Source organism: Halopiger djelfimassiliensis, assembly GCF_000455365.1.
Lineage (GTDB): Archaea > Halobacteriota > Halobacteria > Halobacteriales > Natrialbaceae > Halopiger_B > Halopiger_B djelfimassiliensis.
Window position 1 is genome coordinate 143,791 of the sequence record NZ_HG315687.1, and the last position, 24,964, is coordinate 168,754.

A 24,964-nucleotide genomic window follows, 5' to 3' on the forward strand; every position below is an offset into this window, starting at 1 on the left:
TATCGACATTTGAAACGTAGAATTATGGATCCGATCTCCGGAACGATCGAGGAATACGAGTCAAACGCCGACGCGTACGTCCGGAAGTACCGGTCCGAATCGGTCGCCGCCCGGTACGGCGAGCCGTTTTTCGACGCGCTCGCCGGTGACCGACTGCTGGACGTCGGCTGCGGCCCCGGATCGGACGTTTCGACGTTCGAAGCCGCCGGGTACGACGTAACCGGGCTCGATCCGACGTCGTCGTTCCTGCAGGCGGCGCGCGACCGCGACTCGAGGGCGTCGTTCGTCCGGGGCGACATGCGTGATCTGCCGTTCGACGACGCGGCGTTCGACGGCGTCTGGAGTTCCGCGTCGTTCCTGCACGTCCCCCGATCGGACGCGACCGCGACCTTGCGCGAGTTCCGCCGAGTGCTCCGTCCCGACGGCGTCGCTTTCCTCCTGGTCAAACGCGCCCCGACGAGTGTCGGCGAGTCACGCGACAGGCACTTCGAGTACTACCGCGCGGACGAAATCCGCTCGATCGTCACGGACGTCGGGTTCGATCCGCTGTTCGTCGAGACCGAAGCGAACTGGGTCTCGGTCCTCGCCGGTGTCGAGCCGGACGGGACGGAGGGCGGTTCCCAGCGGTAGCCCGCGGTTTCACGTCGCCGTCAGCGATCCCCGGCCGGCTATCGCGCGGTACAGCGACAAACGTGTCCAAGCCAACGCCTCGAATATGACCATCCCGGGGTACGATTCGAGCAACATCGCGGAGTTCACACTCGAGTCGGCCGGCGCTCGCGTCGCCGTCGTCGCTGGCGTCGTCCCCGACGCGTTCGGCCTCGCAAAGAGCGCGCGGGAGCCGCCGGTCGACGCGCTCTCGGAACCCGTCGATCTGGTCGCGCTCGACGAACTGAAAGCGATCGAGGCCGTTCGCGTGTCGCTCGTCTACGATCCGTCGGAACTTCCGCCGGGGGCGAGTCCGACCGACGTTGCCGTCGCGGCCGAAACCGACGAGGGCTGGGAACCGTTGCTCTCGACCGTCGACCTCGCGGAGACGACCGTCGAGGCGGTGTTGAACGATCGACCACCGGGAACCACGGTCGTCGCCGGCTACGACGACAGCGCCGATGGGGGCGATCCCTCGACGTGACCGCTCGATAGCAGGTCGAAAGGAACGTCACGCCCGGTCTCGAAGTTCCGGCCATGATCGCGATCTTCGCCGATACGCACAGCAGCCACGGTCACGAACTCGAGGGCGACGCCCTGTCCGCGGCCCGGAACGCGGAGACGGTGATCCACGCGGGCGATTTCACCAGCGAGGCGGCGCTCGAGGCCTTTCAGGAAACGTGCGACCTGTTGTTTCCGGTCCACGGGAACGCCGACGGTGCGGCGATCCGGGAGCGGTTGCCGACGGCCCGGGTCGTCGAAGCGGCCGGCGTCCGGTTTGCCGTAACACACCGCCGCGACGGCGGCGAAACGGGGCTTGCGATGTTCGGACGCTCGCGGGACGCCGACGTCGTCGTCTCGGGCCACACCCACCGCCCGACGGTGACCGAAACCGACGACGTGTTGCTGGTCAATCCCGGCAGTCACGCCCAGCCACGCGGTCACAGGCCGGGGTTTGCCGTTCTCGAGGACGGTGACGACGTGCTCGAGGGGACGATCCGCGAACCGGACGGGACGCTCGTGGAGTCGTTCGAGGTTCGACAGAAGTGATCGACTGCGGGCGGATTCGATAGCGTCCGTCATCGACGTCAGCGGGGTCGTCTCGGAGGGCGACAGCGGAGGGCGGAACGTCAGCGAGGGACCAAACGGGGCGCACGGGCTGTCGGAAGACGGGGACGGTACGCTACGGCTGGGCTGTTCTCGATCGTCTCGGGCGGAGGCCGATGATCGAGCCGCATCTCAGTCTACGGTGGGTCAACGGATATAGTCAGCGTAAGGTAAAAATCCGGTTTTAGTTACCTGCAGTCCGGCGACCGGCTCCGTCGTTCTCGGCCCGCTCGTACAACGTCGAAACGGTTTTGCACACTGACACTGTACCGGCCGCGTATGCTGGGCCTCATCCCTGACGATCCGGTCATCATCGCGGTCGTCGTAATCCTGCTCTCGCTGGTCTTCTTCTCGTACCTGCTGTTACGTCGGACGATCCTCGAGTTCCGCGACGGCATGGAAGGCCGCTGAGAGCCGCCCGCACGATCGACAGCTTCGGCCGATGTTCCCGGCGTTAGCCGAACGTCTCCGCGATCCGATCGAGCGCGAGATCGACGTCCTCGCGGTCGACGTTCCGGTGTGTACAGAACCGCACCGTCGTCGGTCCGAACTGCGTTGCCACGACATCCCGTTCCCGAAGCCGCTCGAGGACGGCTTCGGGCTCGCGTCCCGTCTCGGAGACGTCGACGAGAACGATGTTCGTCTCGGGCGCTTTGACATCGAAACCGTCGATAGCCGCGAGCCCGTCCGCGAGTCGCCGAGCGTTCTCGTGATCCGTCTCGAGATCGTCGACGTTCTCGAGGGCACACAGCCCCGGCGCGGCGATGAGTCCGGCCTGTCGGAGTCCGCCGCCGAACAGTTTCCGCGTTCGGCGTGCCGCGTCGATGAACTCGGCCGAACCCGCGAGCATCGAGCCGACGGGCGCACCCAGCCCCTTCGAGAGACAGAACATGACCGAATCGACCGGCTCCGTGAGATCGGTACCCGGAACGTCGAGGGCCGTCGCGGCGTTGAACAGGCGCGCTCCGTCGAGGTGGACCGGAACGTCACGCTCGTGGGCCGCCGCCGCCGCGTCGGCGATGGCCGCAGGTTCGATCGCGAGTCCGCCGCGGGCGTTGTGCGTGTTCTCGAGACAGAGCAGTCCGGTGCCCGCTCGGTGGAGGTCCTCCTCGATGTAGCCCGCGGCGACCTGTTCGGGGGTCGGGACGCCCCGCGGACCGGCATCGAGCATCCGGACTTGCAACGCGGCGTGCTGGGCGAAGCCGCCGAGTTCGTACGTGACGACGTGGCTCTTTCGATCGGCGAGCACTTCCTGACCGCGTTCGGTGTGGACGCGAGCCGCGATCTGGTTTCCCATCGTCCCCGACGGAACGTACAGTGCGGCCTCCATATCGACGATATCGGCCGCTCGTCTCTCGAGTTCGTTGACCGTCGGGTCCTCGTCGTAGACGGCGTCGCCGACCTCGGCGGTACGGGCAGCCTCGCGCATCTCCTCGTCGGGTTTCGTCACCGTATCCGAGCGCAGATCGATCATGGTCGACGTAGCGAGTTGCGGGGTGAAATAGTCGGCGACCTGTCCGTCCGTTGCCGTCCCGAACGCTCGCTCGGTTGCCTCGAGCGCCAGTGCGACCTCGGGTAGCGGGGTCGGTCCGGGAACCGACGATGACAACCGAGCGGAAATTTCAACACGAATACTGACGGACGAACTAGTATGGGTTCCCCGCTCCAGATCGCCGTCGGACTCGTCGCACCGTTTACGCTGATACTGACGGCGACAACCTCGTTCAGGGGGGAGTTCGACTATCGGACCGGATCGAAGCCGCCGGACGGTCGCCCTCGGGTCGGGTGACTCCATGTCCGAATCCGATGCCACGACGCGGCAGTACACCCGCGCTACCCGTCTCGTCCTCGCCTTACGAACCCTGGCGTTTGCGTTGCTCGTCGTCGGATTCGGCGGCTGGCTGCTCGAGGACGGCGCGGTCGCTCTCGAGTCGCCGTTTACCGTCGCGTTTTTCGTCGGCACGGGATGTGCGTTCGCGTCGATCTATCTGGGGGTGGTTCTGGCTGATGGCGGGAGTGATCGATGAGCGAATCCGTTCGACAGTCGCTCGCGCTGTCGTATTTCGATTCGAAAATAGTTTCCCTCCGGTGGCAGAAATTGCCAGCTATGGATCCACGCATCCGCGAACACGCCGAGATCATCGCCAGCCATTCGGTCGATCTGCAGGCGGGGGACAACGTCGTCATCGACGCCCATCCCGTCGCCGAGGATCTGGTCGTTGCGCTCCACGAAGTGGTCGGGGACTACGGCGCGAACCCGCTCACGACGACCCAGCGTGCCGGCAAACGCCAGCGTCGTGCCTTCCTCCGCGCGGCCGACGGCGAGTTCGAAACCCCCGAGCACGAACTCGCGCTCATCGAACACACTGACGTCTACATCGCCATTCGGGCAAGCGACAACGTCACCCAGACAAGCGACGTCGATCCCGAAACCAGCGCGGCTTACCAGCAGGCAAAGCGCCCGATCCTCGAGGAGCGCCTCGGCAAGCGGTGGTGTCTCACCCAGTACCCTGCACCGGCGAACGCCCAGCTCGCCGAGCTGTCCACGGAGGTCTACGAGAACTTCGTCTGGGACGCGGTCAACAAGGACTGGGAGGAACAGCGCGAACACCAGGCGAACATGGTCGAAATCCTCGATCCCGCCGAGGAAGTCCGGATCAAAAGCGGCGACACGACCGACGTGACGATGTCCGTCGACGGGAACCCGACGATCAACGACCACGGCGAGCACAACCTGCCGGGCGGCGAGGTCTTCACCGCTCCCGAACCCGACAGCGTCGAGGGCGAGGTACTGTTCGATATGCCGCTGTACCATCAGGGACGGGAGATCACGGACGTCTACCTCGAGTTCGAGGGCGGCGAGGTCGTCCAGCACTCGGCGGCGAAAAACGAGGACGTCCTTACCGAGGTACTCAACACCGACGACGGCGCGCGCCGCCTCGGCGAACTGGGAATCGGGATGAACCGCGACATCGACCGGTTCACCTACAACATGCTGTTCGACGAGAAGATGGGCGACACCGTCCACATGGCGGTCGGCCGGGCCTACGACGACACCGTCGGCGAGGGCAACGAGGCCAACGACTCCGCGGTCCACGTCGACATGATCGTCGACATGAGCGAGGATTCGTTCATCGAGGTCGACGGCGAACGGGTTCAGGAGGACGGAACGTTCGTCTTCGAGGAGTAGCAACCGCGAGTGACGACGGGAACGAGCGGCTTTTTCATCGAAGTTTTTGCGCGAACGGTTGCCGAAGGCAACCTGAGCGGAAAAAGTTCGGAGTGGGACGTTCGTCTTCGAGGAGTAGCAACCGCGAGTGACGACGGGAACGAGCGGCTTTTTCATCGACGTTTTCGCGTGGGCGGCCGTCGCCGACGGCCCGTCCGACGTGACGATGGGTCTCGAGTCGGATGGGATGTCGGATCGGCCGACGACAAAAGACCGGCGCGCCGGGAGTCGTTCGGGGCCGGGGTCAGTGCCTACGATTCCTAGTTGTGTGCTGTGTAATAAAAGCTTTATTACAATTTTCAATCCGCGAAGCAAACCGGGGTCGACCGTGGGACTGCGCCCGCCGACCTCGAGTCCCGGTTTCGGGTCGGAATGGGAGATGTCGACGGAATCGGAGACGCCGAAGGAGTGGGAGCGGTGACGCGTTCTGACGCTTCGGCCGCAACGGCCCCGCCTCCGGCTTGTCGTCGGGACTCGAGACGGACGGCGCGACCGTCAGCCGTCCAAGAGCACCTTCGGCGGCAGCCGGCAGCCACAGGGACTGACGATTCCCTCCATCGGCCCGCGGATCGTGACCGTCGTCAGCGACCGGCCACAGAGCGGGCAGTTCGCGGGCGGCGTCGGGTGGGTCGACTCGAGCCGATTACCCGGCTCCGCGACGGACCGGTCGGCGGTTTCGGTTTCGTCCATCGGACTCACCACCATCGCGGCCAGTGGCCGCTCGAGCGCGCTGCTGTTCGGGAGAGGCTGTTCCACGGGCTTGCGGGACGTTTATATCCCGTCAGAATGTACGGAATCATGCTTTCAAACCTCGGAGGGTTTGGAAGCCGCGTCTCGGGTGTCCTTGCACCCGGGGCATTTGTGTACCCCGATGGAGACGGGCTTCCATTCTGATTGTTAATGTTATTTCACTTATACCTACTGGATCATTCCAGAAATAACGGAGATAGGCGGCATAGCGCGCTCGAGTCGGCCGGCTCCGGCGGATCGCATCGAGGCCGTGCTAGTATTCGTCGCCGTCGTCGGGACTGCCATCGGGGCCGCGGACTGTGACTGCGACCACAACCGGGAGCGGCGGTCGGTGGCGGCTTGAGCGCCGCTATTCGTCCTCCGCCCGGCTTTCGCGCTCGAACTGCGCGAAGAACTCCGCCATGACCTCCCGCCGGGACTCGCCGAGGCGGCGTCCGGGTGCCGTGTACAACGCGTCCAGCCGCTCCGTCGCCCACTCCCGAAGGAGCGTGATGTCCGGACAGTCGGACGCCGCCATCCCGTGCCCCGACGGCCTGTCGAGCACCGCGTACCGTTCGCCTGCCCGTCCCGATCGCTCGCCGACGATACAGGCCAGCCGAACGATCCCGACCGCTCCGGTCGCTTCCAACTTGTCCGCGTCGAAGAGGAGTTTCGCCTCGAGGGTCTCCGGTTCCGGGGAGCGCGACCGAATACTGTGCGCTCGGATACAGCGTGTGACGGCCTCGATCCGGTCGGATGCGACCTCTTCGGCCTCGAGCAGTGTCGCCGCTTCCGTCGCGCCCCAGTCGTTGTGATCGTCGATCTCCCCCGTCCGCTCCCGCGGCCGCCCGATGTCGTGAAACCACGCCGCTGCGGAAAGGACGTCCCTCTCGACCGATCCCTCGCACTCGCTTGCCAGCCGAAGCGACAACTCCCGGACCCGTTTGGCGTGGAACCGATCGTGTGCCGGGAGGGCATCGTCGTAGTACGGTCTCGACAACTCTCGAGCAAGAGTCCCTAATTCCGAATCCATGAGTTACGAAATTTTCGCTACCGGTAGTATAGTCGTTGTGGAATTTGCAGGCGACAGTACGAAACGAGTACGGTAACCGGGTGCTTTCGACGTTCGAGGCCGTCCTCGAATCGATCACCGCGAGCGGAATCAGGCGGCGATGGGACGCGTTCCGTGCCGTTGAGAACTCCGTTATGACGGTCGTCGAATCCGTGAGGGCCTCGAGAAGATACGAACCTTTTCACACGCCCGAAGTACGTCCCGTCACGGGGTGGAACTACGCGTCGCTGGCCCTCCTGTTGTTGACGATCTCGATGCCGGCGAATATACTCAGGTAGACGACGACGCGGATGCTGAACGTCGTAAGGAGTGATCCCACGGTGGTGAGCTCCGTTCTATCATAAGCTATCCCACACATCTCCCGCTCAAAAAGGCGCGGGACCGAGACCCCCGATACGGACGGTATTCCTCGTCGAGCGCGTTCCGAACCCTGCGTCAGGCGACGAGAGCCCCGACCATCTCGGCGACGGCCTCGAGCTCGTCCTCGTTGACGCCGTGGCCCATTCCCTCGTAGAGTCGCATCGTCACGTCGGCGTTCATCGACTCGAAGACGGCGGCCGTCTCGCGGACTCGCGTCTCGGGAATGTGGGGATCGACGTCGCTACAGCCGAGAAAAACCGGGGTGCTCTCGAGATCGCCGGGGTACTCGTCGTCGAGTTCCTCGCCGATGAGGCCGCCGCTCAGGGCGGCGAGCCCGCCGTAGCGTCGCGGGTTTCGGGCGAGGAACTCGCTGGCGAGACACGCGCCCTGCGAGAAGCCGACCAGCATGACGCGCTCGGGCGAAATCCCGGCGTCTCCGGCCTCGTCGATCGCGTCCGCGATCGCCTGCAGTCCCGAGGTTCGGCCGGGCTCGTTCCGTTCGACGGGCGCGAGAAACGAGTCGGGGTACCACGTCTGTCCGGCCGCCTGCGGCGCGAGGAACGCGACGCCCTCGCGGTGGACCTCGTCGGCCAACTGGATCATCCCTCGGGCGGTCGCACCGCGTCCGTGGGCGAGCACGAGCGCCGCCTCGGCGGATTCGAGCGGCGTGCCGCCGGTGACGAGCCGCTGGTCCTGATGGGGGCCGTCGTCGGTCATTCGACACCCCCGACGCCCGCGCTGGCGTCCGGCAGGTCGTACTCGACGACCTCGAGACCGACGGCCTCGATCGCTCTCCGAAGATGGTCGTCCTTGGCGTACTCCGCGCCGTCCTCCTCGCGGAGTCGCTGGGCCGTCGCCAGCACCTCGCCGCGGCGGTCGTCCGGGATCTCGTACTTGTCGGCAGAGAGTTCGATGACCAGTCCGTTGTTGTCGGTGGTGTAGATCGAGTGGAAGATCCCTCGATCGAAGACGTTGTACCGGTGGCCGGCGTCCTCGAGCGCCGCCATGACGTCCTCGTAGGTGTCGGGATCGACGCTGAAACAGAGGTGGTGGACGGCTCCGACGCCGCCGCGCTGTCCCCGCGGGTTCGACGGCCGGTCGTCGCTGACGAACACCGTCAGGATCCGTCCGTCACCCGTATCGAAGAACAGGTGTGTCTGGGAGGGGTCGTCGAGGTTTGGCTGTCGCAACACGAGGGGCATTCCGAGGAGGTCGCGGTAGAACGCGATCGTATCCTCGGCGTTGCTCCCCCAGATGGTGATGTGGTCGGTTCCCGTCGTCTGAAACGGACTGTCGGGTCGGTCGGTCGTGACTGGATGGTGGGATTCGTCGGACATTATCGGAGTTCGGTGGTCGCTGCGGTCGGTTCGCCGACGGGGCGTGCCGTCGGGACCGTCGATATCGCGGCCGCGGCATCGACGGACGCTCGAGAGCCGGTTGAGTGCTGTGCCAGCAGTATCGTCGTCGGCGGCTCTCACCCCCGGTGTCGGGCATCGGGTCGTGTCGTCCACTGGTAGTCACACAGTGTTACTGCACCGCCATGAATCCAGCAGAGACGCCGCCCCAACCACGTAACACGGGTGTTATCGGCCGCTGAGGCCGGATTACGGCCGCCGCTCGACGGGGCGGGTCGATCCGCCCGGCACACGCAGGCTCAGCGGCTTCACGTCGCACCCCCCTATCCCGTACTCCACACCACGGAACCAGCCCCGGACGCCGGCGACGACGGTGCGCTCGATACGTGTTCCGGTATCGGCGTCCGGCCACCAGTAGCGGCCCGGTGACGGCTTGCTCGAGGGCCGACGTGGACCACGATCCAACAGCGATATCCATGAAAACCAGTCTCGAGGTGGAGTACTGGGTCGTCGATACGGACGGCGATCTGGCACCCCCCGAAGCGCTGCTCGACGTCTCCGAGCGGGTCGATCCGGAGTTCGTCGAGCCGATGATCGAACTCAAGACCACTCCCTGCACGTCGCTGACCGCCCTCCGGGACGAGTTCGTCGGGCTCCACGCCGACGTGCTCGAGACGGCCCACGAGCAGGACAAGCGGCTCGTCCCGCTGGCGACGCCGTTGCACGCCGGGCCGTCGGAGATTCCCTACCGCGAGAAGCGAGGGACCGACCTCCAGCGCCGGATCGTGGGGCCGGCGTTCGACGACGCCCGCGTCTGTGCCGGCACGCACATCCACTTCGAACGGTCGAACGTCGTCGATCAACTCAACACGCTCACGGCGCTCGATCCCGCCTTCGCGCTCGTCAACAGTTCGTCGTACTACCGCGGCGAGCGACTCATCGAGTGTGCGCGCCCGTTTCTCTACCGGCGCTCGTGTTACGACGCCTGCCCCGAGCAGGGACAGCTCTGGCCCTACGTCGACAGCGTCGCGGAGTGGGAGACCCGCCTCGAGAACGCCTACGCGTGCTTTCGCGAGCGGGCGCTCGAGCGCGGCGTCGATCCGCCCCGCTTCGACGACGAGTTCGACCCCTACGATGCGGTCTGGACGCCGGTCCGGCTGCGCGAGGCGATGCCGACGGTCGAGTGGCGCTCGCCCGACGCGGCCCTGCCGAGTCAGGTCCTCCGTCTCGCCGCCGCGGTGCGATCGATCGTCACGCACGCCGACGCTCGGGGTACCACGATCGGCGACGCCGAATCGCCGTCTTCCGACGGCGGGGCCGACCCCGTGTCACTCCCCGAGTTCGATACCGTCGAGACGATCACCGACGCCGCCATCTCCGGCGGGATCGCGGACGCGACCGTCCGGTACTATCTGCAGGAACGCGGCTTTACACCCTCGGCGTACGAGCCACTCGCCGATCGTCTCCTCGACCCGGATTCGATCGGATCGCGGACCTCGCAACTCTCGAGACGGCGCGCGAAGGCCCTCCGTCTCGACGCTGCGAGTCGGCTCGAGGCCGACCTCGAGAACCGGCGCGCTTCCGCCTGAACCCGTAGTCGAGGGCCGTCAGCTATTGCCCGGGCCGTTCCCTCGGTGTCCCGGCGGCGTTCCGGCGTTGCCGGGACAGACACCGTCGTGACCGGGCGCGTTTCCGCTGTTTCCAGGGCTGTTCCCGCGATGACCGGGTGCGGTTCCGCTGTTGCCCGGACACTCGGTGTCGTCGCGTTCCGGCTGCTCGTCCTCGTTCGGCTCGTAGGCGTCGAACAGCGGGAACGAGTCGTCGAACGCCGTCGTCTCGAGCACTGTGGGATCGCCGGCGAGATTCCGCTCGTCGTCGACGACCGCGTCCTGATTGAACCGGAGGTCCGTCCGCAGTCGGGACGCAAGGTCGTTGAGGTGCTTGGTGTGTTCGGTCGATGCGGCCGCGCTTCCGAGCAAGACGACGGCTCCGCCGTCGTTGCGGAACTCGCGCAGGGCGAGCAGTTCCTCCCACTCGAGTTCGCGAACGGGCGCGGTGACCAGAACGGCACGCGGGGTCCGTTCCTCGGCGGGCAGCGTCTCCGCGAGGTCGTTGATCTGCCGGAGTCGCGTCCCGACGCCCTCGAGATACCGGAGGTAGTACCTGCAATCCTCGAGCGAGAGCGATCCCTCGGCACCGAACTGTCCTTGGCCGCCGGCGACGATCACGTCGCCGTCGGTTTCCGAGAGGTAGTCGATGAGGTTCGTCAGGAACGGGAAGTTCCCGTACCCGCTCGTATCGACGCCGAACCCTTCGTCGGCCTCGTACGCTTCGTCGATCAGGAGTCCGCCGACCAGCGCGACGCGGCGTTGCTCGTCGACCCCGACCAGCGGGATGTCCCCGTCGTACGCGACGCCAGCCGCGAGTCGCTGTTCGGCGCTCGGGGACGCCGCGACCGGGACCCGATCGTCAGGCAGGTGGCCGTCGTCGCTCCGAGTGCTGTGAACGCTCCGGGCCGACGGGACGAACAGGGTGTCGACGGGGTCGTTGCGTTTCTCCGGTAGCGCGTCGAGGTCGGCCGCCGACCAGACGCCCCGTCCGGCGGCGAGGGCCTCCTCCTCGAGTGCGGCCAACTCGTCGTGTGTCCCGAATCCAGAGGAGTACACGCGGGCGTACCCCTCCGCGATCAGCTCCCGGTTGTAGGTCTCGGAGAACGAGCCGTCGCCGGGATCCGCCTCGAAGTCGTCCGGATCGTAGTGGACGTAGCCGAGCAATCGCCCGTAGTTCCCCCGAACCGGCTCCGAATCGTCGAACGTCACCGTGACGCGACGGCCCTCGATATCGGGTTCGTCGATCCCCGCGCCGTCGGGTGCCAGCCGTTCGAGCGCGAACTCGCTTGCCTTCTTCCCCCACGACTCGAGGTGGTCGTCGGCGTCGTCGGGGATGCCGAACCACTCCTCGGGGTCGTTGTCCGACGGCGGCGTCTCCGCGGTGTCCACGCCGACGTTCCGAACGCTCTCGCGATAGCCGTACTCGGTGTCGAATTCGATCTCGACGGTGTCGCCGTCGAACACGCGGACGACCCGGCCGTAGTACTCCCCGTCCCGTTCGAACTCGATACCGACGCCGTCACGGGCCGCGAAGTAGGCCTCCGGTCCCGAAAACGCCGTTGCGAGCGGGACGTACGCCGGTCCCGCGTTGTGCGTCTCGTCTTCGACCTGCCCGCCGTTGAACCGGAAGGCGAGATCCAGCCGCTCGGCGATGTCGTTCATGACCGCCGTTCGGTCGTTCCCGCCGAAGTCGGACTGATCGAACAGGAACACGGCACCGCCGTCCTCGACGAACGACTCGAGGGCCGCGAGTTCCGGCTCCTCGAACTCCCACCGAGGCGTGGTGATCACGAGTCCGTCCGCGTCCGCGAGACTCGACGCCCCGCCCCCGAGGTACGTTTCGTCGATGGCCGTCGTCGTGAACACGTGCTCGTCCCAGCCGGTCGCGTCGTCCTCGACCTGGTCGGCGTTGAACCGGAACCCGAGCCCGAGCGCGTCGGCGATCTCGTTCAGGGCCGCCGTCTCGTCGTGGTCGCCGTAATCCGACTGATCGTGGAGCAAGACCGCGCCGCCGTCGTCGACGAACGACTCGAGGGCCGCGAGTTCCGCGTCGGTGAGCGACGTCGCGGGCGAGGTGATCACGACCGCGTCGGCGTCGCGCTCGCCCTCGAGCACCGCGAGCAGATCGGTGGTAGCCTCGACGGTGTAGCCCGCCGTTTCGACCTCGTGGATAAACGTCTCGAACCGCCCCGTATCGTAATACTGGTCGTGGCTCTCGTCCCAGTAGACCGTCTCCCCGTCGATCACCGCGTCCCAGACGTTGCGAACGAACGTCCGGTTCTCGTCGTGGTCGCTTTCATCGGTCACGAGCGGTGCACCGAACCCGACCACGCGGTCGTCCCGTGTGATCAGGGGTATCCGCTCGTCGTCGGCATAGTGGTACCCGTCGTCGCCGGTCCGGTCGCCGTTCGTCGCCGACTCCGGTGCCCACGCGAGGACCTCCAGCCCGTCGGCCGCGTCGACGGCCGCTTCGGTAAGCGCGCCCCCGTCCGGCGACAGCTGACTCGCCGTCGAGTAACACTCGAGGCTCGCGCCGCCGGTCTCGAACTCCTCGAGCGCCCGCAGCTCGTAGCCGTTGCCCTCGGCGTAGCGCCGGAAAATCCCGTGGCTCGCGAGGTCCCAGTACTGCTCGTGGCTTTCGTCCCACAGGACCGTACTGTCCGGTCCCAGCAGTTCGTCCCAGACGTTGAGCATGAACTGCTCGTTTCCGACGTCGAACCCCCCGTGCTCGTCGCTGAGAAAGCCGGCGCTGCCGATCCCCAGCACGTTCCCGTCCCGTGCGATCAGGGGGATCCGCTCGTCCTCGTAGCGGACGACGTCACCCTCGTCCGTGCCGTCGTCCGCGATCACGACGGACGCGTCCGTCGATGCCCAGGCGACGACGTGGTCCCCGTCCGTCAGCGGCCCGCCGTCCGCGCTCACCTGCGCGGCCGTCGAGTAAAACGACAGGGCCTCGAGCCCGTCGTTCGCGCTCGTCCCTGCGCCCGTATCGGCGCTCGACGTCCCCGCCGCTCCCGGCAGGGCGAGCGGCCCCGTTCCGGCACCGAGCAACGAGACGAACGACCGCCGATCGATACCGTCCTCTCTTCTGGATCGAAACGAGTCCATGCGCGCCCTGCGTCCCTTTTTTCAATAAAACTTCGTAATTGGAAGATGGTGGAGTATGTGAGATATATTCCCGAACAGGCTCCGGCGGCGGCCGCGGGAACCGGAGCTTTTGTCTCGAGAACGTTCGGAGGCGGCCGTACTGGGCGGTCCGGGGATCTCGAGCACTCTTTCCGGGACGCCGATCGCTAAAAGATGACCGAACTGATTCGGACTCGTGTTGGGTTCCGGACTGGAGTCAGCAGCCCACGTCCTCGGCCGGTATCGACTCCGTTGCCGGTTCCCCTTCGGGAATGTCCAGAAAGATCACGTAAGCCCGTGCGCCGTCCTCGCTGTCGGCCGTGTGAACGGCACCGGGATCGATCCACGCATCGCCCGCCGCGTAGGTACGGCTGACGCAGTCGTCAGCCATGGTGAACTCGATTTCGCCTTCGACCATGTGGACGATGGCCATCCCGGGGTGTTGGTGCCAGCCGGATCTCGCCCCCGGCTCCCAGGTCACCTCGGCGACGATGACGGACGACGGATCGTCCATCTCGATGTCGATGGACTCGTCGTCCTGACCATCGGCGAAGGTGAGTTCGAACGTCGCGGCCACGTCGTCCGGGAAGGTCGCGTGCTCCCCGAGTATCTCGACCTGAAAGCCCTCGTGGTCGCCGTCGTCGTCGTGCTCACCGTTTTCGTCCTCGTCTTCCTCGCCCGCGACCGCAGGCGTCCCGACCGCGAGCGCGCCCGTCGTGATCGCGCTGGCTTTCAGTATCGTCCGGCGCAATACGCCGCTGACTGATTCGGTTGCGCTGACCATAGTATCCCTTTCGCCCCGTCGAGTACCGCTGTCTCGGGGCAGTCATCCCACGATGACACGCGGCATATAGCTATCAACTCTGTAATATGGATGGTTTTCGCTGTCGCTGGCACGTTCGGTTGGCACACGCTCGGTTTCCGGCCCTGTCGAACGATTGCTGAGCAGACACGAACCAACCGTCTCCGCGTTACCGTTGTATTCTACTCGTGTCTCTTCAGGAACCCGATTCCGTCGACGTACAACCGCAAGCAGTTCCATCGAACTCCGAAACCTCGACGTTGTGTTCGGATCGCTCCGATGGATCTCACGATCGGTATCGATCGTATAGTCAGGCGCTTATTGTCCTCGGGCGCATCGTATCAAGTGGAATCGCCAGACAGAGCAGAGGGCCGTGATGTAACACCACGATATCGAGCGGTTCGAGTGGGTGACAATAGACCCGAACCCCGAGCCGTCTTGCATATCCGACCGTGAACTGCGGTAACGGGCACGATGGGATTTGAACCCACGACCGTCGGATTAGAAGTCCGACGCTCTAATCCGGACTGAGCTACGTGCCCTCGAGTAGGAATCCTCGATCAACCGGTATAAGCGGTGTGGATTTTCGTTCCGAATCCCGTCGGGAGCTTCGAGACGCGAGCGGGGCCGCCGGGGCGTCGAGCGACGAACACAGCCCTTATGCACGTCTCGCCGGTACGTTTCCTCGATGCACGTCATCGGAACGGTGGGTCTCCCCGGCAGCGGCAAGGGCGAGGCGGCCACCGTCGCACGCGAGGAAGGGATCCCAGTGGTAACGATGGGTGACGTCGTTCGCCAGGAAACGGCCGATCGCGGCCTCGACCCGACGAAAGACCACGGGAAGGTCGCCAAGGCCCTGCGCGACGAGCACGGGCCGGCGGCGATCGCCGAGCGCTCGCTCCCGATGATCGAGGACCGACTCGAGGACCACGACACGGTGGTAGTCGACGGCATTCGCTCCGATACCGAGGTCGACGTTTTCGCCGAGCGGTTCGGCGACCGGTTTACGCTCGTCAGTATCGAGGCCCCGTTCGAGGTTCGAGCCGAGCGGATCGACGCCCGCGGCCGGGACGCGGACGAGGACGACGGCGGCGAGGGGTTGGCCGCCCGCGACGAGCGCGAACGCGGGTTCGGCATGGACGACGCGATGGATCGGGCCGACGTCGTCGTCGAGAACACCGACTCGCTCGAGGCGTTCCACGATCGGATTCGGGCCGTCATTCGGGAGGGATCAAGCCGAACGGACGAGGAGTTGACTACGGAGGGACACCAGTCATGACCGATATCTACCGCGTCGACGTCGAGATCACGGCACCGGTCTACGACACCGAAGTCACGAGTCGCGTCGCGGACGCCGTCGCCAACGTCTTTCCGAACGCCGACCTCGAGGAGGAGTTCGGGGAGATCAGGGGCGAAACACACTCGATGGATCACTTTTCGGATCTGCTGCACCGACAGGAGATCCTCGATACGGCCCGCGGCGAGTTCTTCGGCAACCGCGAGGGAGACACGTTTGCCTTTGCGCTCAAGAAGCAAGCGGCCTTCGAGGATCGGGTCAACTTCTCGGTCGGCGAACCGGACGAACTCGGCGAGATCAGCGTTCGCGTCCGCGTCGAGGAGCCGACCGTCGAGGAGTACATCGATCACATCGCGCCGCCCACGGAAGACGGCCGGCCGGTCGAGGGGTGAGTTACTCGAAGCGTTCGACGGCCTGCTCGTACCGACTCGAGGGCTCGTCCCAGTCGACGACGGCGAAGAAGGCGTCGATGAAGTCGCCGCGGTCCGGGCCGTAGTCGTGGTAGTAGGAGTGTTCCCAGACGTCGAGCGCGAGGATGGGGTGACTTCCCCACAGCGCGCCCTGATCGTGCTTGTCGACGACGACGGTGCGCAACTGGTTCGAGAAGGAGTCGTACACCAGCAGCGCCCAGCCGCTCGCGTCGGCGGCGGCGGCGCGGAACTCGCTCTCCCAGGCCTCGTAGGAGCCGAAGTCCCGTTCGATGCGGTCGGCGAGTGCGCCCGTCGGTTCGTCGCCGCCCTCGGGGTCCATCGACTGCCAGAACAGGTCGTGGAGGATGTGCCCCGACCCGTTGTGGGTCACGTTTCGGATCGCAGCCGCCGAAGACGAGAAGTCGCCCGTCTCGCGGTTTTCCGCGAGCGTCTCCTCGGCGCTGTTCCACCCGTCGACGTATCCCTGATGGTGGGTGTCGTGGTGCCAGGTGAGGACCTGTTCGGAGATGTGTGGTTCCAGTGCGTCGTACGCGTACGGCAGCGGCGGCAGTTCGTAGTCAGTCATCGTGCTATCGAAACGGAGGGCCGAAACCGACATGAGTGTTTCCTGAACCGTCTTTTTGTAACGTTTCTCACAGTATCCGACGCGTCGGGCGATCGTGCCACGAGTTTAACACGATGGGGGCCGTAGCGTTCGGTATGGCCTATCGGTTCGTGCGTGCGAAACCGAAACTGGACCACCTGCCCGAGTTGCGAGACCGACTCGAGAGCGGCGACATCGAACGGATGGAGCCGTTCGGTCGCGCGATGACGAAATCGCTAACCGACGCCCGGTTTGACCCCAAGACGGGGGAGGCCGTCTGGGTCGAGGAAGATTACTGCTCGCCGCCGCTGGCGATGGAACGCGAGGAGGTCCTCGACGACTACTTCGAGACGGTGACCGTCGTCGAGGAGAACGTCGACGAAGCCGCGGGCTGGAAGCGCATCGAGGACTATCCGTCGCTGTGGGAACAGATGACGAGCGAGGCGTGACGAGGTCCCGGTCGGCTCGAGCGTCGTCCGGCTGCGACGGTCAACCGGCAGCATGAGGGCGGGGGATAATGTGCCACGAACGAATAGGTATGCCGACATGCACGGCACGATACCCGTCTCGGAGATCATGGTCACGGACGTCGTCACCGCACCGCCCGACGCGACCGCGACGGAGGCCGCGACGCTGTTGCGCGACGAGGGGGTTAGCTCCGTCGTCGTCGTGCGTGACGACGAGCCGATCGGCATCGTGACGGAGGGTGATTTCGCGACGCAGCTCTGTGAACGCGAGAATCTCGGCCGGCTCGAGCTCGCCGAGACGATGTCGGCCCCGATCGAGACGATCACGCCGGAGACGTCGATCGTCGAGGCCGTGTCGGTGCTGCGCGAGGACGGACTCGAACACCTTCCGGTCGTCGAACGCGACGGGGCGGACGACACCGGTACGCTCGTCGGCATTCTCACGACGACGGAACTCTCGTACTTCGTCCCGCATCTGGCTCACCGGCGGGGCGGCCTCGAGACGAAACCGCCGCGACGACGGGTCCGGACCGACACCCAGTACGAACGCGACGACTGGGAGTTCGAGTACCGCGGCGAGGACGAATCGACCGTCTCGGTCGGCGACGTCGCCCGCTTCTCGAAGCAGCTTTCGGCGGACGACGTCGAGGCGTTCGCCGAGATCACAGGCGATACGAACCGGCTTCACCTCGACGAGGAATACGCCGCCGAAACCCGCTTCGGGACGCGGATCGTCCACGGCGTGCTCGCGAACGGGTTGATCAGCGCGGCGCTCGCACGGCTTCCCGGGTTGACGATCTACCTCTCACAGGAGAGCAGCTTTCTCGCGCCGATCGGCGTCGGCGACCGGGTCACCGCCGTCTGTGAGGTCGTCGAGGACCTCGGCGACTCGAAGTACCGGATCGAGACGACCGTCTACGATGGCGACGATACCCTCGTCCTCGACGGGGATTCCGTCGTGCTCATCGACGAACTGCCACCGGAGTCGGCGTTCGAGACGGGGGCGACCGCCGACGAATAATCCTCCCGGACGGACACGTGGTTGCGACCGACAGGTCGAGTCTCCCGGCGATTCCGCCGGTCAGTCGTCTGTACAGGCGTCGGCATCCTCGAGTGCCGCCTCCGCGTCGGCACGGTTTCGGCGGGCGGCCGCGGCGTTTCTGTCGGCAGCAGCGGCCGAGGCAGCGGCGAAGTGTTCGGCCGCCGTTCGAAGGTGGCCGCTCTGGCAGCCCGCCGTCTCGAAGTACGATGCGAACCCGCTGGGCGACTCCGCCGCTCCCGACTCGAGCGTCTCGACGGCCGTTTCGAACTCGGATTCGGCGTCGGCGAACTCGGTTTCGGCCCGGTCGTGCTCGTCGGCGTCCGCGTGCTCGCGTCCGCGCTCGAGGGCCGCATAGCCCGCGAGCATCGCGTCGTAGCCGTCGCCGAGGGCTGCGAGCGAGTCGACGGCGTCCCCGAGCGCGGCCGCGCCCGCCTCGACTTCCTCGAGGTCGACGACCGCGAGTTCCTCGAGGCGCTCGGCGTCGAGGTCCTGAAGGGCCGCGTTCGTCTCGTCGAACCGCGTCGCTGCCGTCTCGATCGCCGCCGTTCGCTCGTCGACCGTCGTCCTCGCGTCGTCGAGATCGCCCTCGCCCACGATGGTGTCGGTGACGATGGCGGCGTCGTCGGCGAGCGTCTCGTCCGTGACTGTCGCCGTTACATCGATCAACCCCTCGAGAACGTCCGCGTACGCCCGTAGTTCCTCGATATCGCCGGCCCGATCGTCCGGCAGTTCGTCCGCGGCGGTCTCGAGGTGGTCCCGTGCCTGCTCGAGATGTGTTCGGGGTTCTTCCGGATCGAAGTCGACGCTTTCGGGGTCCTCGAGTTCGTCCCCGGTATCGAGCGCGATCGCGGCGTCGTTCAACCCGCCGACCGCTCGACTCAGTTCCCGTTTGCCGGTTCGATCGTCGACTTCGACGCCGCTGGAGTCGCCGCCGAAATCGCCGAGACAACCCGCACACGCCACAACCGCGAGTCCGCTACCTGTGTAACCGAGATACTGCCGACGGTTCATTCGACTCGAGGATCGGACTCACCGCTCTTTAACGTGATGACCAACATTTCAATAGTGTGTGATTATGGAGAACGGTAGAAACGTGTTTCTCGAGGGAGCTGTCGCACGAATAACTCGAGACTTCGAATAGCTGTTGGATATCGATGACGAGTTTTCGACCGAAAGCGCGATCGATCGCGGCGGGCGTCGGCGGGCTATCCGAACGGTCCCATGCCGCCCATGCCGCCGCCACCGCCGCCGCCCTGTTGCATCTGTTTCATCATCCGCTGCATCTCCTGTTCGGAGCCCATACCCTGGAACTGCTTGATCGTCTTCTCCATCATCTTGTACTGCTGGAGCAGTTCCCGGACGTCGTCCTCGCTGGTGCCCGACCCGCGGGCGATGCGCTCGATCTGGCTCGCGCCGATGGCCTTCGGGTACTCCTTTTCGGCCTCGGTCATCGAGTCCATGATGACCGAGAACTTGCGCATCCGCTCTTGGGTGACGTCCATCGCGTCGTCGGGCAACTGATCCTTGATCCCGCCGCCGAAGCCGGGGATCATGTCCATCACCTGATCGAGCGGCCCCATGTTGTTCATCGCCTCCATCTGCTTTTGCATGTCGTTCAGGGTGAACTGACCCTGCAACATGTCTTCGGGATCCCAGTCGTCTTCCTCCATCTCGGTCTCCTGCATGGCGCGCTCGACGCGCTCGGCGAGCTGGCCGAGATCGCCCATGCCGAGCAGCCGGGAGATGAAGCCGTCGGGTTCGAACCGCTCGATGTCCTGTACCTCCTCGCCGGTCCCGAGGAAGGCGATCGAGGAGTCGGTCTGATCGACCGCCGTCAGCGCACCGCCACCCTTCGCGGTCCCGTCTAGCTTCGTGATGACGACGCCGTCGATGCCGATCGACTCGTCGAACTGCTGGGCCTGTTCCTTTGCGCCCTGCCCGATCGCCGCGTCTAACACGAGCAGCGACGTGTCGGGTTCGACGACGCCTTCGATGTCCTCGATTTCGTCGATCAGATCGTCCTCGAGCGCGTGCCGACCCGCCGTGTCGACGATGTGGACGTCGGCTTCGCTGGTCTCTTCGAGCCCTCGGCGGGCGATCTCGACCGGATCGTCGTTGTCGGGGTTGCCGTAGAAGTCGACCTCGGCGCGCTGGGTCATCTCCTTGGCCTGGTCGTAGGCACCGGGCCGGAAGGTGTCGGTCTGGATGACCGCCGGTCGCAGTCCCTTCGTCGAGAACCACCAGGCCATCTTCGCGGCGGAGGTCGTCTTCCCCGACCCCTGCAGCCCGGCCAGCAGGATCGTCTGTTCCTCGAGGGGGAGGTGGGTCGACTCGCCGATGAGATCGACCAGTTCCTCGTAGACGATCCGGAGGACGAAATCCCGCGCCGGCGTACCGGCCGGGGGTTCCTCCTCGAGTGCGCGCTCTTTGATGTTGTCCGATAGCTCCTGGACGAGCGAGATGTCGACGTCTGCGGAGATCAGCGACCGCTGGATCTCCTTGACGATCTCATCGATGTCTTCCTCGCTGATTCGTGACTTCCCGCGGAGTTTATCCAGCGTTCCCCGCAGAGAACTCCCGAGATCGTCGAGTACCATTTGCTCGGTCTACGAGGCCACGGCGTTAAAGGCTTTATCTAGGGACCTGCCGGCGGAGACGAAACTCCGTCCCCGGTCGGCACCGAACCGTGTGACGCGGACCAGTCACCCGAGGATGCGCTTGCGTTCTTCCGGCGTGAGTTCGACCGGGCCGACGGCGACGGGCGTGCAGTGTTCGCACTCGAACGCGCCGTCGCCGTGTTCGTAGGTCCGGACCGGCCGCCCGAACAGGAAGAAGGCGTCGCGCTGGTGTCGCGTGATGACGGCGTCGGCGCGTTCCCCGCAGTTGGGACACCACTCTTTGTCGGCCGGTTCCTGATAGGTCACCTTGTGGCGACCGAACAGGAGGCCGTCGTAGGCCTCGGACTCGGTCCGTTCGATGAGCGCCTCCGGCGGGAGTGGATCGGACTCGAGTTCGGTGTCGTACCCGCTTTCGGCACCCATGGTCGCGGTGACGTAGGGGCCGACGCTGATCCGGTTGTCGCGGCCGACGACGTAGACCGTCACGTCGACGGCCTGTCCCTCGATGCGGACCTCGTTACCCCACCCCGTGACGTAGACGGTGAGGTCGTGCCTCGCGTCGGTGACGGTCAGTTCGTTCCGGCCACCCCTGACGGAGACGCCGTCGCGCGGGTCCCGGACGCTTCGGCTCCGTTCCCACCCCGACACGGACACCTCGTAGTCCTCCGGCGAGCGCGTGGGTGCGGCCGCGTCGTCGTGAAAAACTTGCTCGGCTCCGACGGCCGAGACGACCTCGGCGGCCCCGTGTTCGACGAAGACGTCCTCGACCTCGGTGACGATCGCGTCGCCGTCGACGCGGTCGACGTAGCCGTCCTCGAGATCGCCGGTCAGCACCGTCCGGACGGCGTCGGAATCGACGCGGTCGTCGCCGGGTGAGACGTCCGTAAAGACGTACTCGGGGTCGAAGATCGTGAGCGTTCCCGCGACGGCGTCGGCACTGACGTAGACGTCGGCCGCACCCCGGAGTTCGACGGGCGCGGTTTCGCCCCCGCCGACGTGAACGTCGCCCGTAAACTCCCGTCGAACCGCGTCCTGATCGCCGCTCATGATACTCTCGGGGTTCTCAACCGGCTTACTTCAACGGTTCGAATAGTTGCGACAGAATACCGATTCCGGTCGGAAAACCTAAACTACTTTGTGATTGAACTGTCACGGGAATCCATGAATCGACGGCGGTTCCTCCGGGTCTCTGGGGGTGGGTTCGTGACCGCGAGTGTGGGACTTGCCGGCTGTCTCGGGAGTGACGACGACGACGAGCGACCGCCGCGGGAGTCGGAAGTGTTCGACGACGTTTCGATCGATGCCGGGACGATGACGGTCGAACTCGTCTCGACGCCGACAGTGCAGTCGACCGACGACAGCGTCTCCGAGGACGCGGTCGTCGGCGCACTGGTCGGGCCGCTGTTCCCGGTCGGAACCGCCCGTGCCGGGTCGCGCTCGAGCGGCTCGGGGTCGGGCAGGAGCGGCGCGACCGGCCGCGGCAGGGGTGGCTACTCCGACGCACCGACGGACGGCCGCACCGGCTGGGCCGTCTACGGCGGGCACCCCCACCATCACCACCACGACCGGGAGGACGAGGCGACGACGTACCGCGCGGCCATCGCGACCCTCGGCGTCGTCTACGTCGGCTCGAACCAGACGTATCAACGGAAGTCCCCGGGACCGGACTGGGGACGGGGCGACTGGGACGAGACGCTGTCCGACGTCGATCCGGGAGCGACCCTCGCGGTCGACCTCGCGACGCTCGGGGACGACTCCGTCTCGTCGCTTGCGATCGGTTCCGGGTCCGTCCCCGAACCCGAGCCGGAGTCCGATTCGGCGGGCGAAACTGAAACCGGGGCCGGGACCGGGACTGACGCCGACTCGAGCACCGGCGACGACGCGGCGACCGCCGACGAGGGCTGGTACCGCCTCGGAACGCACCTCGAGTCACCCGCCGGTGAGGCCGATTTCGAGTGGGAGGCCGCCGACTTCAAACTCGAACGAGGCTCCGACGGCGGGCTCAGTATCGACGAAGCGTGGCACGTGCGGCCGCGGCTGTAGCCGGTGGTCCCGTTGTCCTCGACCGATCCCCGAACGCCGTCACCCGATCGTCTCGAGCGTGATCCCGTGAGCGGGACTGCCGAAGCCGTCAGTATCCATGTCAGACGATAGATCGACCGAGGGCGTCGACCGGAGTCCGACCGGAGCGAGCGACGGAACGGACGAGCGGCCACAGCGACTCGTCACCGATCGGCGGGTAGCGCTGGCGGCGACGTTCGTCGTCGCGTTCTGTTCGATCGCGTACGAACTCGTCTATTCGGAACTGCTCACCGTCTTCTTCGGCGGAACCGTCCTCCGGTACTCGATCACGATCGGCCTCTATATGTTTTCGCTTGGCGTCGGCTCGGTGTTGTCGGCACAGTTGGGCGAACCCGAGTCGAACTTCCTCCGGACCGAGGTTTACCTCGCGATCGCGGGACCCGCGGGGGCGATCGCCATCGTCGCGATCAACTCCCTGCCGTCGCTGACTTTCGCCGGGAAGGAGCCGGCGGTCCTCCTGCTTTCGCACGTTCCGATCGTCGTCGTCGGCGTCCTCTCGGGGTTCGAAGTACCGTTGCTGACCGACCTCGTCGAGGACCGGGAGGAGACGATCTTCGCGTCGCTGGGTCGGCTCTACCCGCGGCGGCTCGTCCGCGGCCTCCTCGGCCTGTTCTTTACGGTCGACGATCCGGACGAGCGCTCGTTCTCGGAGGTCCTCGGTGTCGACTACCTCGGCAGCCTCGCCGGAACGGTCGTCTACGCGGTGGTGCTGTACCCCCGCGTCGGACTCGTCGTCACCGTCTTCGCGCTGGGACTGCTGAACGCCATCGCCGCGCTCGCCTTCGCGGCGTGGACGTTCTCGGGACGGACCCGTACCCTCTCGCGACCGACCGCGGGCCAGTGGCAGGCCCTCGTCCTCGTGGGGTTGCTTCTGACGGGGACCTACGCCGGCCTCGTCGGCCACCCGGGAGCGGTCGACCGCGCGGTGACGACCACCTACCTCGAGCGCAACATCGAGGGCGAGTACCCCGAGGGAACGGACGTTCGGACGCTCAGCTACGACACGACGCCCTATCAGACGGTGCTCACCTACGAACGCGACCTCGAGACCCACGCCGACACCGAGCGGTGTCTCCACCTCGATCAGGCGTTACAGTTCTGTGATACGTGGGTCGACTCCTACCACAGCGGGCTCGTCGACGTTCCGATGACCACGTTCGACGACCCGTCGTCGGTCGATGTCTTGCTCGTCGGCGGCGGCGACTACATCGCCGTCGACCACCTCCGGCAGTACGGCGCGTCGGTCGAGCAGGTCGACATCGACGGCGAGTTCCTCGCGATGGCTCGCCAGCGGGAGTTCTTCCGGGAGTTCCACGATGACGCCCACGAGTACGACCGGCTGAACACGACGACCGAGGACGCGTTCACCTACCTGCAGGAAACCGAAGGGACGTACGATCTGATCCTGCTCGACGTGCCCGGCGCGCGCAGTGACGAGACGCTGTCGCTGTACTCGACGGAGTTCTATTCGCTGGTTCGTGACCGCCTGAGCGACGACGGACTCGTCGTCTCGTGGGTCTATCCCCACGCCGACCACCCCGCCCACAACGAGGTCTACACCGCGACGCTGCGCGAGGCCGGCTTCGAGCGCTACCTCCCCTACTACGTCTACGACGACCTCGACGGCGACGGCCGACTCGAGCCCGGCGAACGGTTCTACGTCCTCGCAGACGGGGACGGCCCGACGCCGGACCCCGACCTCGAGCGCGCCGAGAGCGAGTATCTCCGCGAGCACGCCGGGGCGTTCGACGAGTGGCGCTGGCGCTCGATCCCCGACTACCGGGGCGTCGAGCCAAACAGCGTCTTCCGCCCGAACTACGACGTCATCGTCGACTACTGACCATGAACAGCCAGACCCTCCGCTTCGTCCACGACGACCGGCCGCCCGCGACCGACGGCGTCCGCGTGTTCGACTCGCTCACCCGGCCGTTTCTGGGGACCGAGTTCACCTTCCGGATCATCGGCAGTTCCCACTACATCAGCGCCCCGGCGTACGATTTCTACGAACTCTCCGCCTGTGGGCCGGTCCCGGGTGGCGGCTGTGAGGTGACGGCGATCCCGCTCGACCCGGCCCAGCCGTCGCGTCGTCTCGGGTTCGAGACCGACACATTGGGTTGCGAGACCGTCGTCGACCACCGGCCGCTGTCGGCGTTCCCTACCGACCGCCTCCGGTCCCGGCCCGACTCGTTCGACCTCGCGTACGCGTTCGACGGCAACCCCGAGGCCGTCACGACGATCGAAATCGGCGACGACGGCTACGAGACGTACCACACCTATCCGGAGTTCGACCTCGCGCTGTACACGCGATCGGAATTCGTGATCGCCGATCCGACGGCGGACGACCGGACCGCTCGCGTTCCGGATTCGGTTCGATAGTCGGAATGTCTTCTAAACGTATATGATGGT

General features: G+C 65.9%; 26 protein-coding genes and 1 tRNA gene. 15 read left to right on the forward strand and 12 right to left on the reverse strand.

Annotated features, from left to right (window positions below; all coding sequences use genetic code 11):
* Positions 1–24: 24 nt before the first annotated feature.
* The 4 genes from TX80_RS16105 to TX80_RS20035 all read left to right on the forward strand — a co-directional run bounded on the left by TX80_RS16105 (position 25) and on the right by TX80_RS20035 (position 2,166).
* Entirely contained in the window at positions 25–630 is a 606-nt protein-coding gene (locus tag TX80_RS16105) for a class I SAM-dependent methyltransferase (protein ID WP_049924269.1), read from the forward strand.
* An 85-nt stretch (positions 631–715) separates the two neighbouring features.
* Positions 716–1,132, forward strand: coding sequence for a hypothetical protein (locus TX80_RS16110; protein WP_049924270.1), 417 nt, complete (start codon positions 716–718; stop codon positions 1,130–1,132).
* Positions 1,133–1,185: 53 nt separating this feature from the next.
* Positions 1,186–1,698 (forward strand): metallophosphoesterase, encoded by a 513-nt coding sequence (locus TX80_RS16115; RefSeq protein ID WP_049924271.1) that lies wholly within the window; start codon positions 1,186–1,188, stop codon positions 1,696–1,698.
* Positions 1,699–2,034: 336 nt separating this feature from the next.
* Positions 2,035–2,166, forward strand: coding sequence for a DUF7859 family protein (locus TX80_RS20035; protein WP_268258154.1), 132 nt, complete (start codon positions 2,035–2,037; stop codon positions 2,164–2,166).
* Between the two features lie 43 nt (positions 2,167–2,209).
* On the opposite strand, the gene TX80_RS16120 is transcribed toward TX80_RS20035, so the two are convergent.
* Entirely contained in the window at positions 2,210–3,229 is a 1,020-nt protein-coding gene (locus TX80_RS16120) for a threonine aldolase family protein (RefSeq protein WP_049924528.1), read from the reverse strand.
* Between the two features lie 177 nt (positions 3,230–3,406).
* Between TX80_RS16120 and TX80_RS19140 the strand changes: the two genes are divergently transcribed.
* The 3 genes from TX80_RS19140 to TX80_RS16130 all read left to right on the forward strand — a co-directional run bounded on the left by TX80_RS19140 (position 3,407) and on the right by TX80_RS16130 (position 4,945).
* Positions 3,407–3,544 (forward strand): hypothetical protein, encoded by a 138-nt coding sequence (locus TX80_RS19140; protein ID WP_154658687.1) that lies wholly within the window; start codon positions 3,407–3,409, stop codon positions 3,542–3,544.
* Between the two features lie 4 nt (positions 3,545–3,548).
* Positions 3,549–3,782, forward strand: coding sequence for a hypothetical protein (locus TX80_RS16125; RefSeq protein ID WP_049924272.1), 234 nt, complete (start codon positions 3,549–3,551; stop codon positions 3,780–3,782).
* Between the two features lie 80 nt (positions 3,783–3,862).
* Entirely contained in the window at positions 3,863–4,945 is a 1,083-nt protein-coding gene (locus TX80_RS16130) for an aminopeptidase (RefSeq protein WP_049924273.1), read from the forward strand.
* 534 nt (positions 4,946–5,479) lie between these two features.
* Here TX80_RS16130 and TX80_RS16140 read toward each other — a convergent pair.
* The 4 genes from TX80_RS16140 to TX80_RS16160 form a co-directional block, all read right to left on the reverse strand.
* Positions 5,480–5,740, reverse strand: coding sequence for a hypothetical protein (locus TX80_RS16140; RefSeq protein ID WP_081661649.1), 261 nt, complete (start codon positions 5,738–5,740; stop codon positions 5,480–5,482).
* A 343-nt stretch (positions 5,741–6,083) separates the two neighbouring features.
* Positions 6,084–6,746, reverse strand: coding sequence for an HD domain-containing protein (locus TX80_RS16145; RefSeq protein ID WP_049924275.1), 663 nt, complete (start codon positions 6,744–6,746; stop codon positions 6,084–6,086).
* A gap of 474 nt (positions 6,747–7,220) precedes the next feature.
* Positions 7,221–7,862: an alpha/beta hydrolase gene (locus TX80_RS16155; RefSeq protein WP_049924277.1), complete on the reverse strand. Its 642-nt coding sequence runs from the start codon at positions 7,860–7,862 to the stop codon at positions 7,221–7,223.
* Positions 7,859–8,482, reverse strand: a complete 624-nt coding sequence (locus TX80_RS16160) for a VOC family protein (RefSeq protein WP_049924278.1) — start codon at positions 8,480–8,482, stop codon at positions 7,859–7,861. Before TX80_RS16160 ends, TX80_RS16155 begins: the two co-directional genes overlap by 4 nt.
* 494 nt (positions 8,483–8,976) lie before the next feature.
* Here TX80_RS16160 and TX80_RS16165 point away from each other — a divergent pair, with 494 nt between their 5' ends.
* Positions 8,977–10,089: a glutamate-cysteine ligase family protein gene (locus tag TX80_RS16165; RefSeq protein WP_049924279.1), complete on the forward strand. Its 1,113-nt coding sequence runs from the start codon at positions 8,977–8,979 to the stop codon at positions 10,087–10,089.
* Between the two features lie 18 nt (positions 10,090–10,107).
* Here the strand turns inward: TX80_RS16165 and TX80_RS16170 are convergent, their stop codons facing one another.
* The 3 genes from TX80_RS16170 to TX80_RS16180 form a co-directional block, all read right to left on the reverse strand.
* Entirely contained in the window at positions 10,108–13,218 is a 3,111-nt protein-coding gene (locus TX80_RS16170; protein ID WP_049924280.1) for a DUF4350 domain-containing protein, read from the reverse strand.
* 235 nt (positions 13,219–13,453) lie between these two features.
* Positions 13,454–14,020, reverse strand: a complete 567-nt coding sequence (locus tag TX80_RS16175; RefSeq protein WP_049924281.1) for a cupin domain-containing protein — start codon at positions 14,018–14,020, stop codon at positions 13,454–13,456.
* A 484-nt stretch (positions 14,021–14,504) separates the two neighbouring features.
* Positions 14,505–14,580: transfer RNA gene (locus TX80_RS16180), tRNA-Arg, on the reverse strand.
* A 146-nt stretch (positions 14,581–14,726) separates the two neighbouring features.
* Between TX80_RS16180 and TX80_RS16185 the strand changes: the two genes are divergently transcribed.
* Together TX80_RS16185 and TX80_RS16190 are read left to right on the forward strand one after the other, a co-directional pair.
* Positions 14,727–15,317: an AAA family ATPase gene (locus TX80_RS16185; RefSeq protein ID WP_049924282.1), complete on the forward strand. Its 591-nt coding sequence runs from the start codon at positions 14,727–14,729 to the stop codon at positions 15,315–15,317.
* Positions 15,314–15,727 carry an RNA-binding domain-containing protein gene (locus TX80_RS16190; protein ID WP_049924283.1) on the forward strand — a complete coding sequence of 138 codons (414 nt, stop codon included), beginning with the start codon at positions 15,314–15,316 and terminating at the stop codon, positions 15,725–15,727. The genes TX80_RS16185 and TX80_RS16190 overlap by 4 nt, the downstream gene beginning before the upstream one ends.
* Position 15,728: 1 nt before the next feature.
* On the opposite strand, the gene sod is transcribed toward TX80_RS16190, so the two are convergent.
* Positions 15,729–16,331 (reverse strand): superoxide dismutase, encoded by a 603-nt coding sequence (sod, locus tag TX80_RS16195; RefSeq protein WP_049924531.1) that lies wholly within the window; start codon positions 16,329–16,331, stop codon positions 15,729–15,731.
* Positions 16,332–16,465: 134 nt separating this feature from the next.
* Here sod and TX80_RS16200 point away from each other — a divergent pair, with 134 nt between their 5' ends.
* Both TX80_RS16200 and TX80_RS16205 read left to right on the forward strand, forming a co-directional pair.
* Complete coding sequence (locus tag TX80_RS16200) at positions 16,466–16,798, forward strand: hypothetical protein (protein ID WP_049924284.1); 333 nt, start codon at positions 16,466–16,468, stop codon at positions 16,796–16,798.
* 97 nt (positions 16,799–16,895) lie between these two features.
* On the forward strand, positions 16,896–17,837 hold the full coding sequence (locus TX80_RS16205) for a CBS domain-containing protein (RefSeq protein WP_049924285.1): 942 nt from the start codon (positions 16,896–16,898) through the stop codon (positions 17,835–17,837).
* Between the two features lie 60 nt (positions 17,838–17,897).
* Here the strand turns inward: TX80_RS16205 and TX80_RS16210 are convergent, their stop codons facing one another.
* The 3 genes from TX80_RS16210 to TX80_RS16220 all read right to left on the reverse strand — a co-directional run bounded on the left by TX80_RS16210 (position 17,898) and on the right by TX80_RS16220 (position 21,523).
* Positions 17,898–18,869 (reverse strand): hypothetical protein, encoded by a 972-nt coding sequence (locus TX80_RS16210; protein ID WP_049924286.1) that lies wholly within the window; start codon positions 18,867–18,869, stop codon positions 17,898–17,900.
* A gap of 194 nt (positions 18,870–19,063) precedes the next feature.
* Entirely contained in the window at positions 19,064–20,455 is a 1,392-nt protein-coding gene (locus tag TX80_RS16215) for a signal recognition particle protein Srp54 (protein WP_049924287.1), read from the reverse strand.
* A gap of 105 nt (positions 20,456–20,560) precedes the next feature.
* Complete coding sequence (locus TX80_RS16220; protein ID WP_049924288.1) at positions 20,561–21,523, reverse strand: hypothetical protein; 963 nt, start codon at positions 21,521–21,523, stop codon at positions 20,561–20,563.
* A 114-nt stretch (positions 21,524–21,637) separates the two neighbouring features.
* On the opposite strand from TX80_RS16220, the gene TX80_RS16225 reads away from it, so the two are divergent.
* From TX80_RS16225 to TX80_RS16235, 3 genes are all read left to right on the forward strand, one after another.
* Positions 21,638–22,519 (forward strand): hypothetical protein, encoded by an 882-nt coding sequence (locus TX80_RS16225; protein WP_049924290.1) that lies wholly within the window; start codon positions 21,638–21,640, stop codon positions 22,517–22,519.
* Positions 22,520–22,616: 97 nt separating this feature from the next.
* The gene (locus tag TX80_RS16230) at positions 22,617–24,398 is read left to right on the forward strand and encodes a spermidine synthase (RefSeq protein WP_081661651.1); all 1,782 of its coding nucleotides are present in this window, start codon (positions 22,617–22,619) and stop codon (positions 24,396–24,398) included.
* Positions 24,399–24,400: 2 nt separating this feature from the next.
* Entirely contained in the window at positions 24,401–24,934 is a 534-nt protein-coding gene (locus TX80_RS16235; protein ID WP_049924291.1) for a DUF2617 family protein, read from the forward strand.
* The last annotated feature ends 30 nt before the right edge of the window (positions 24,935–24,964 follow it).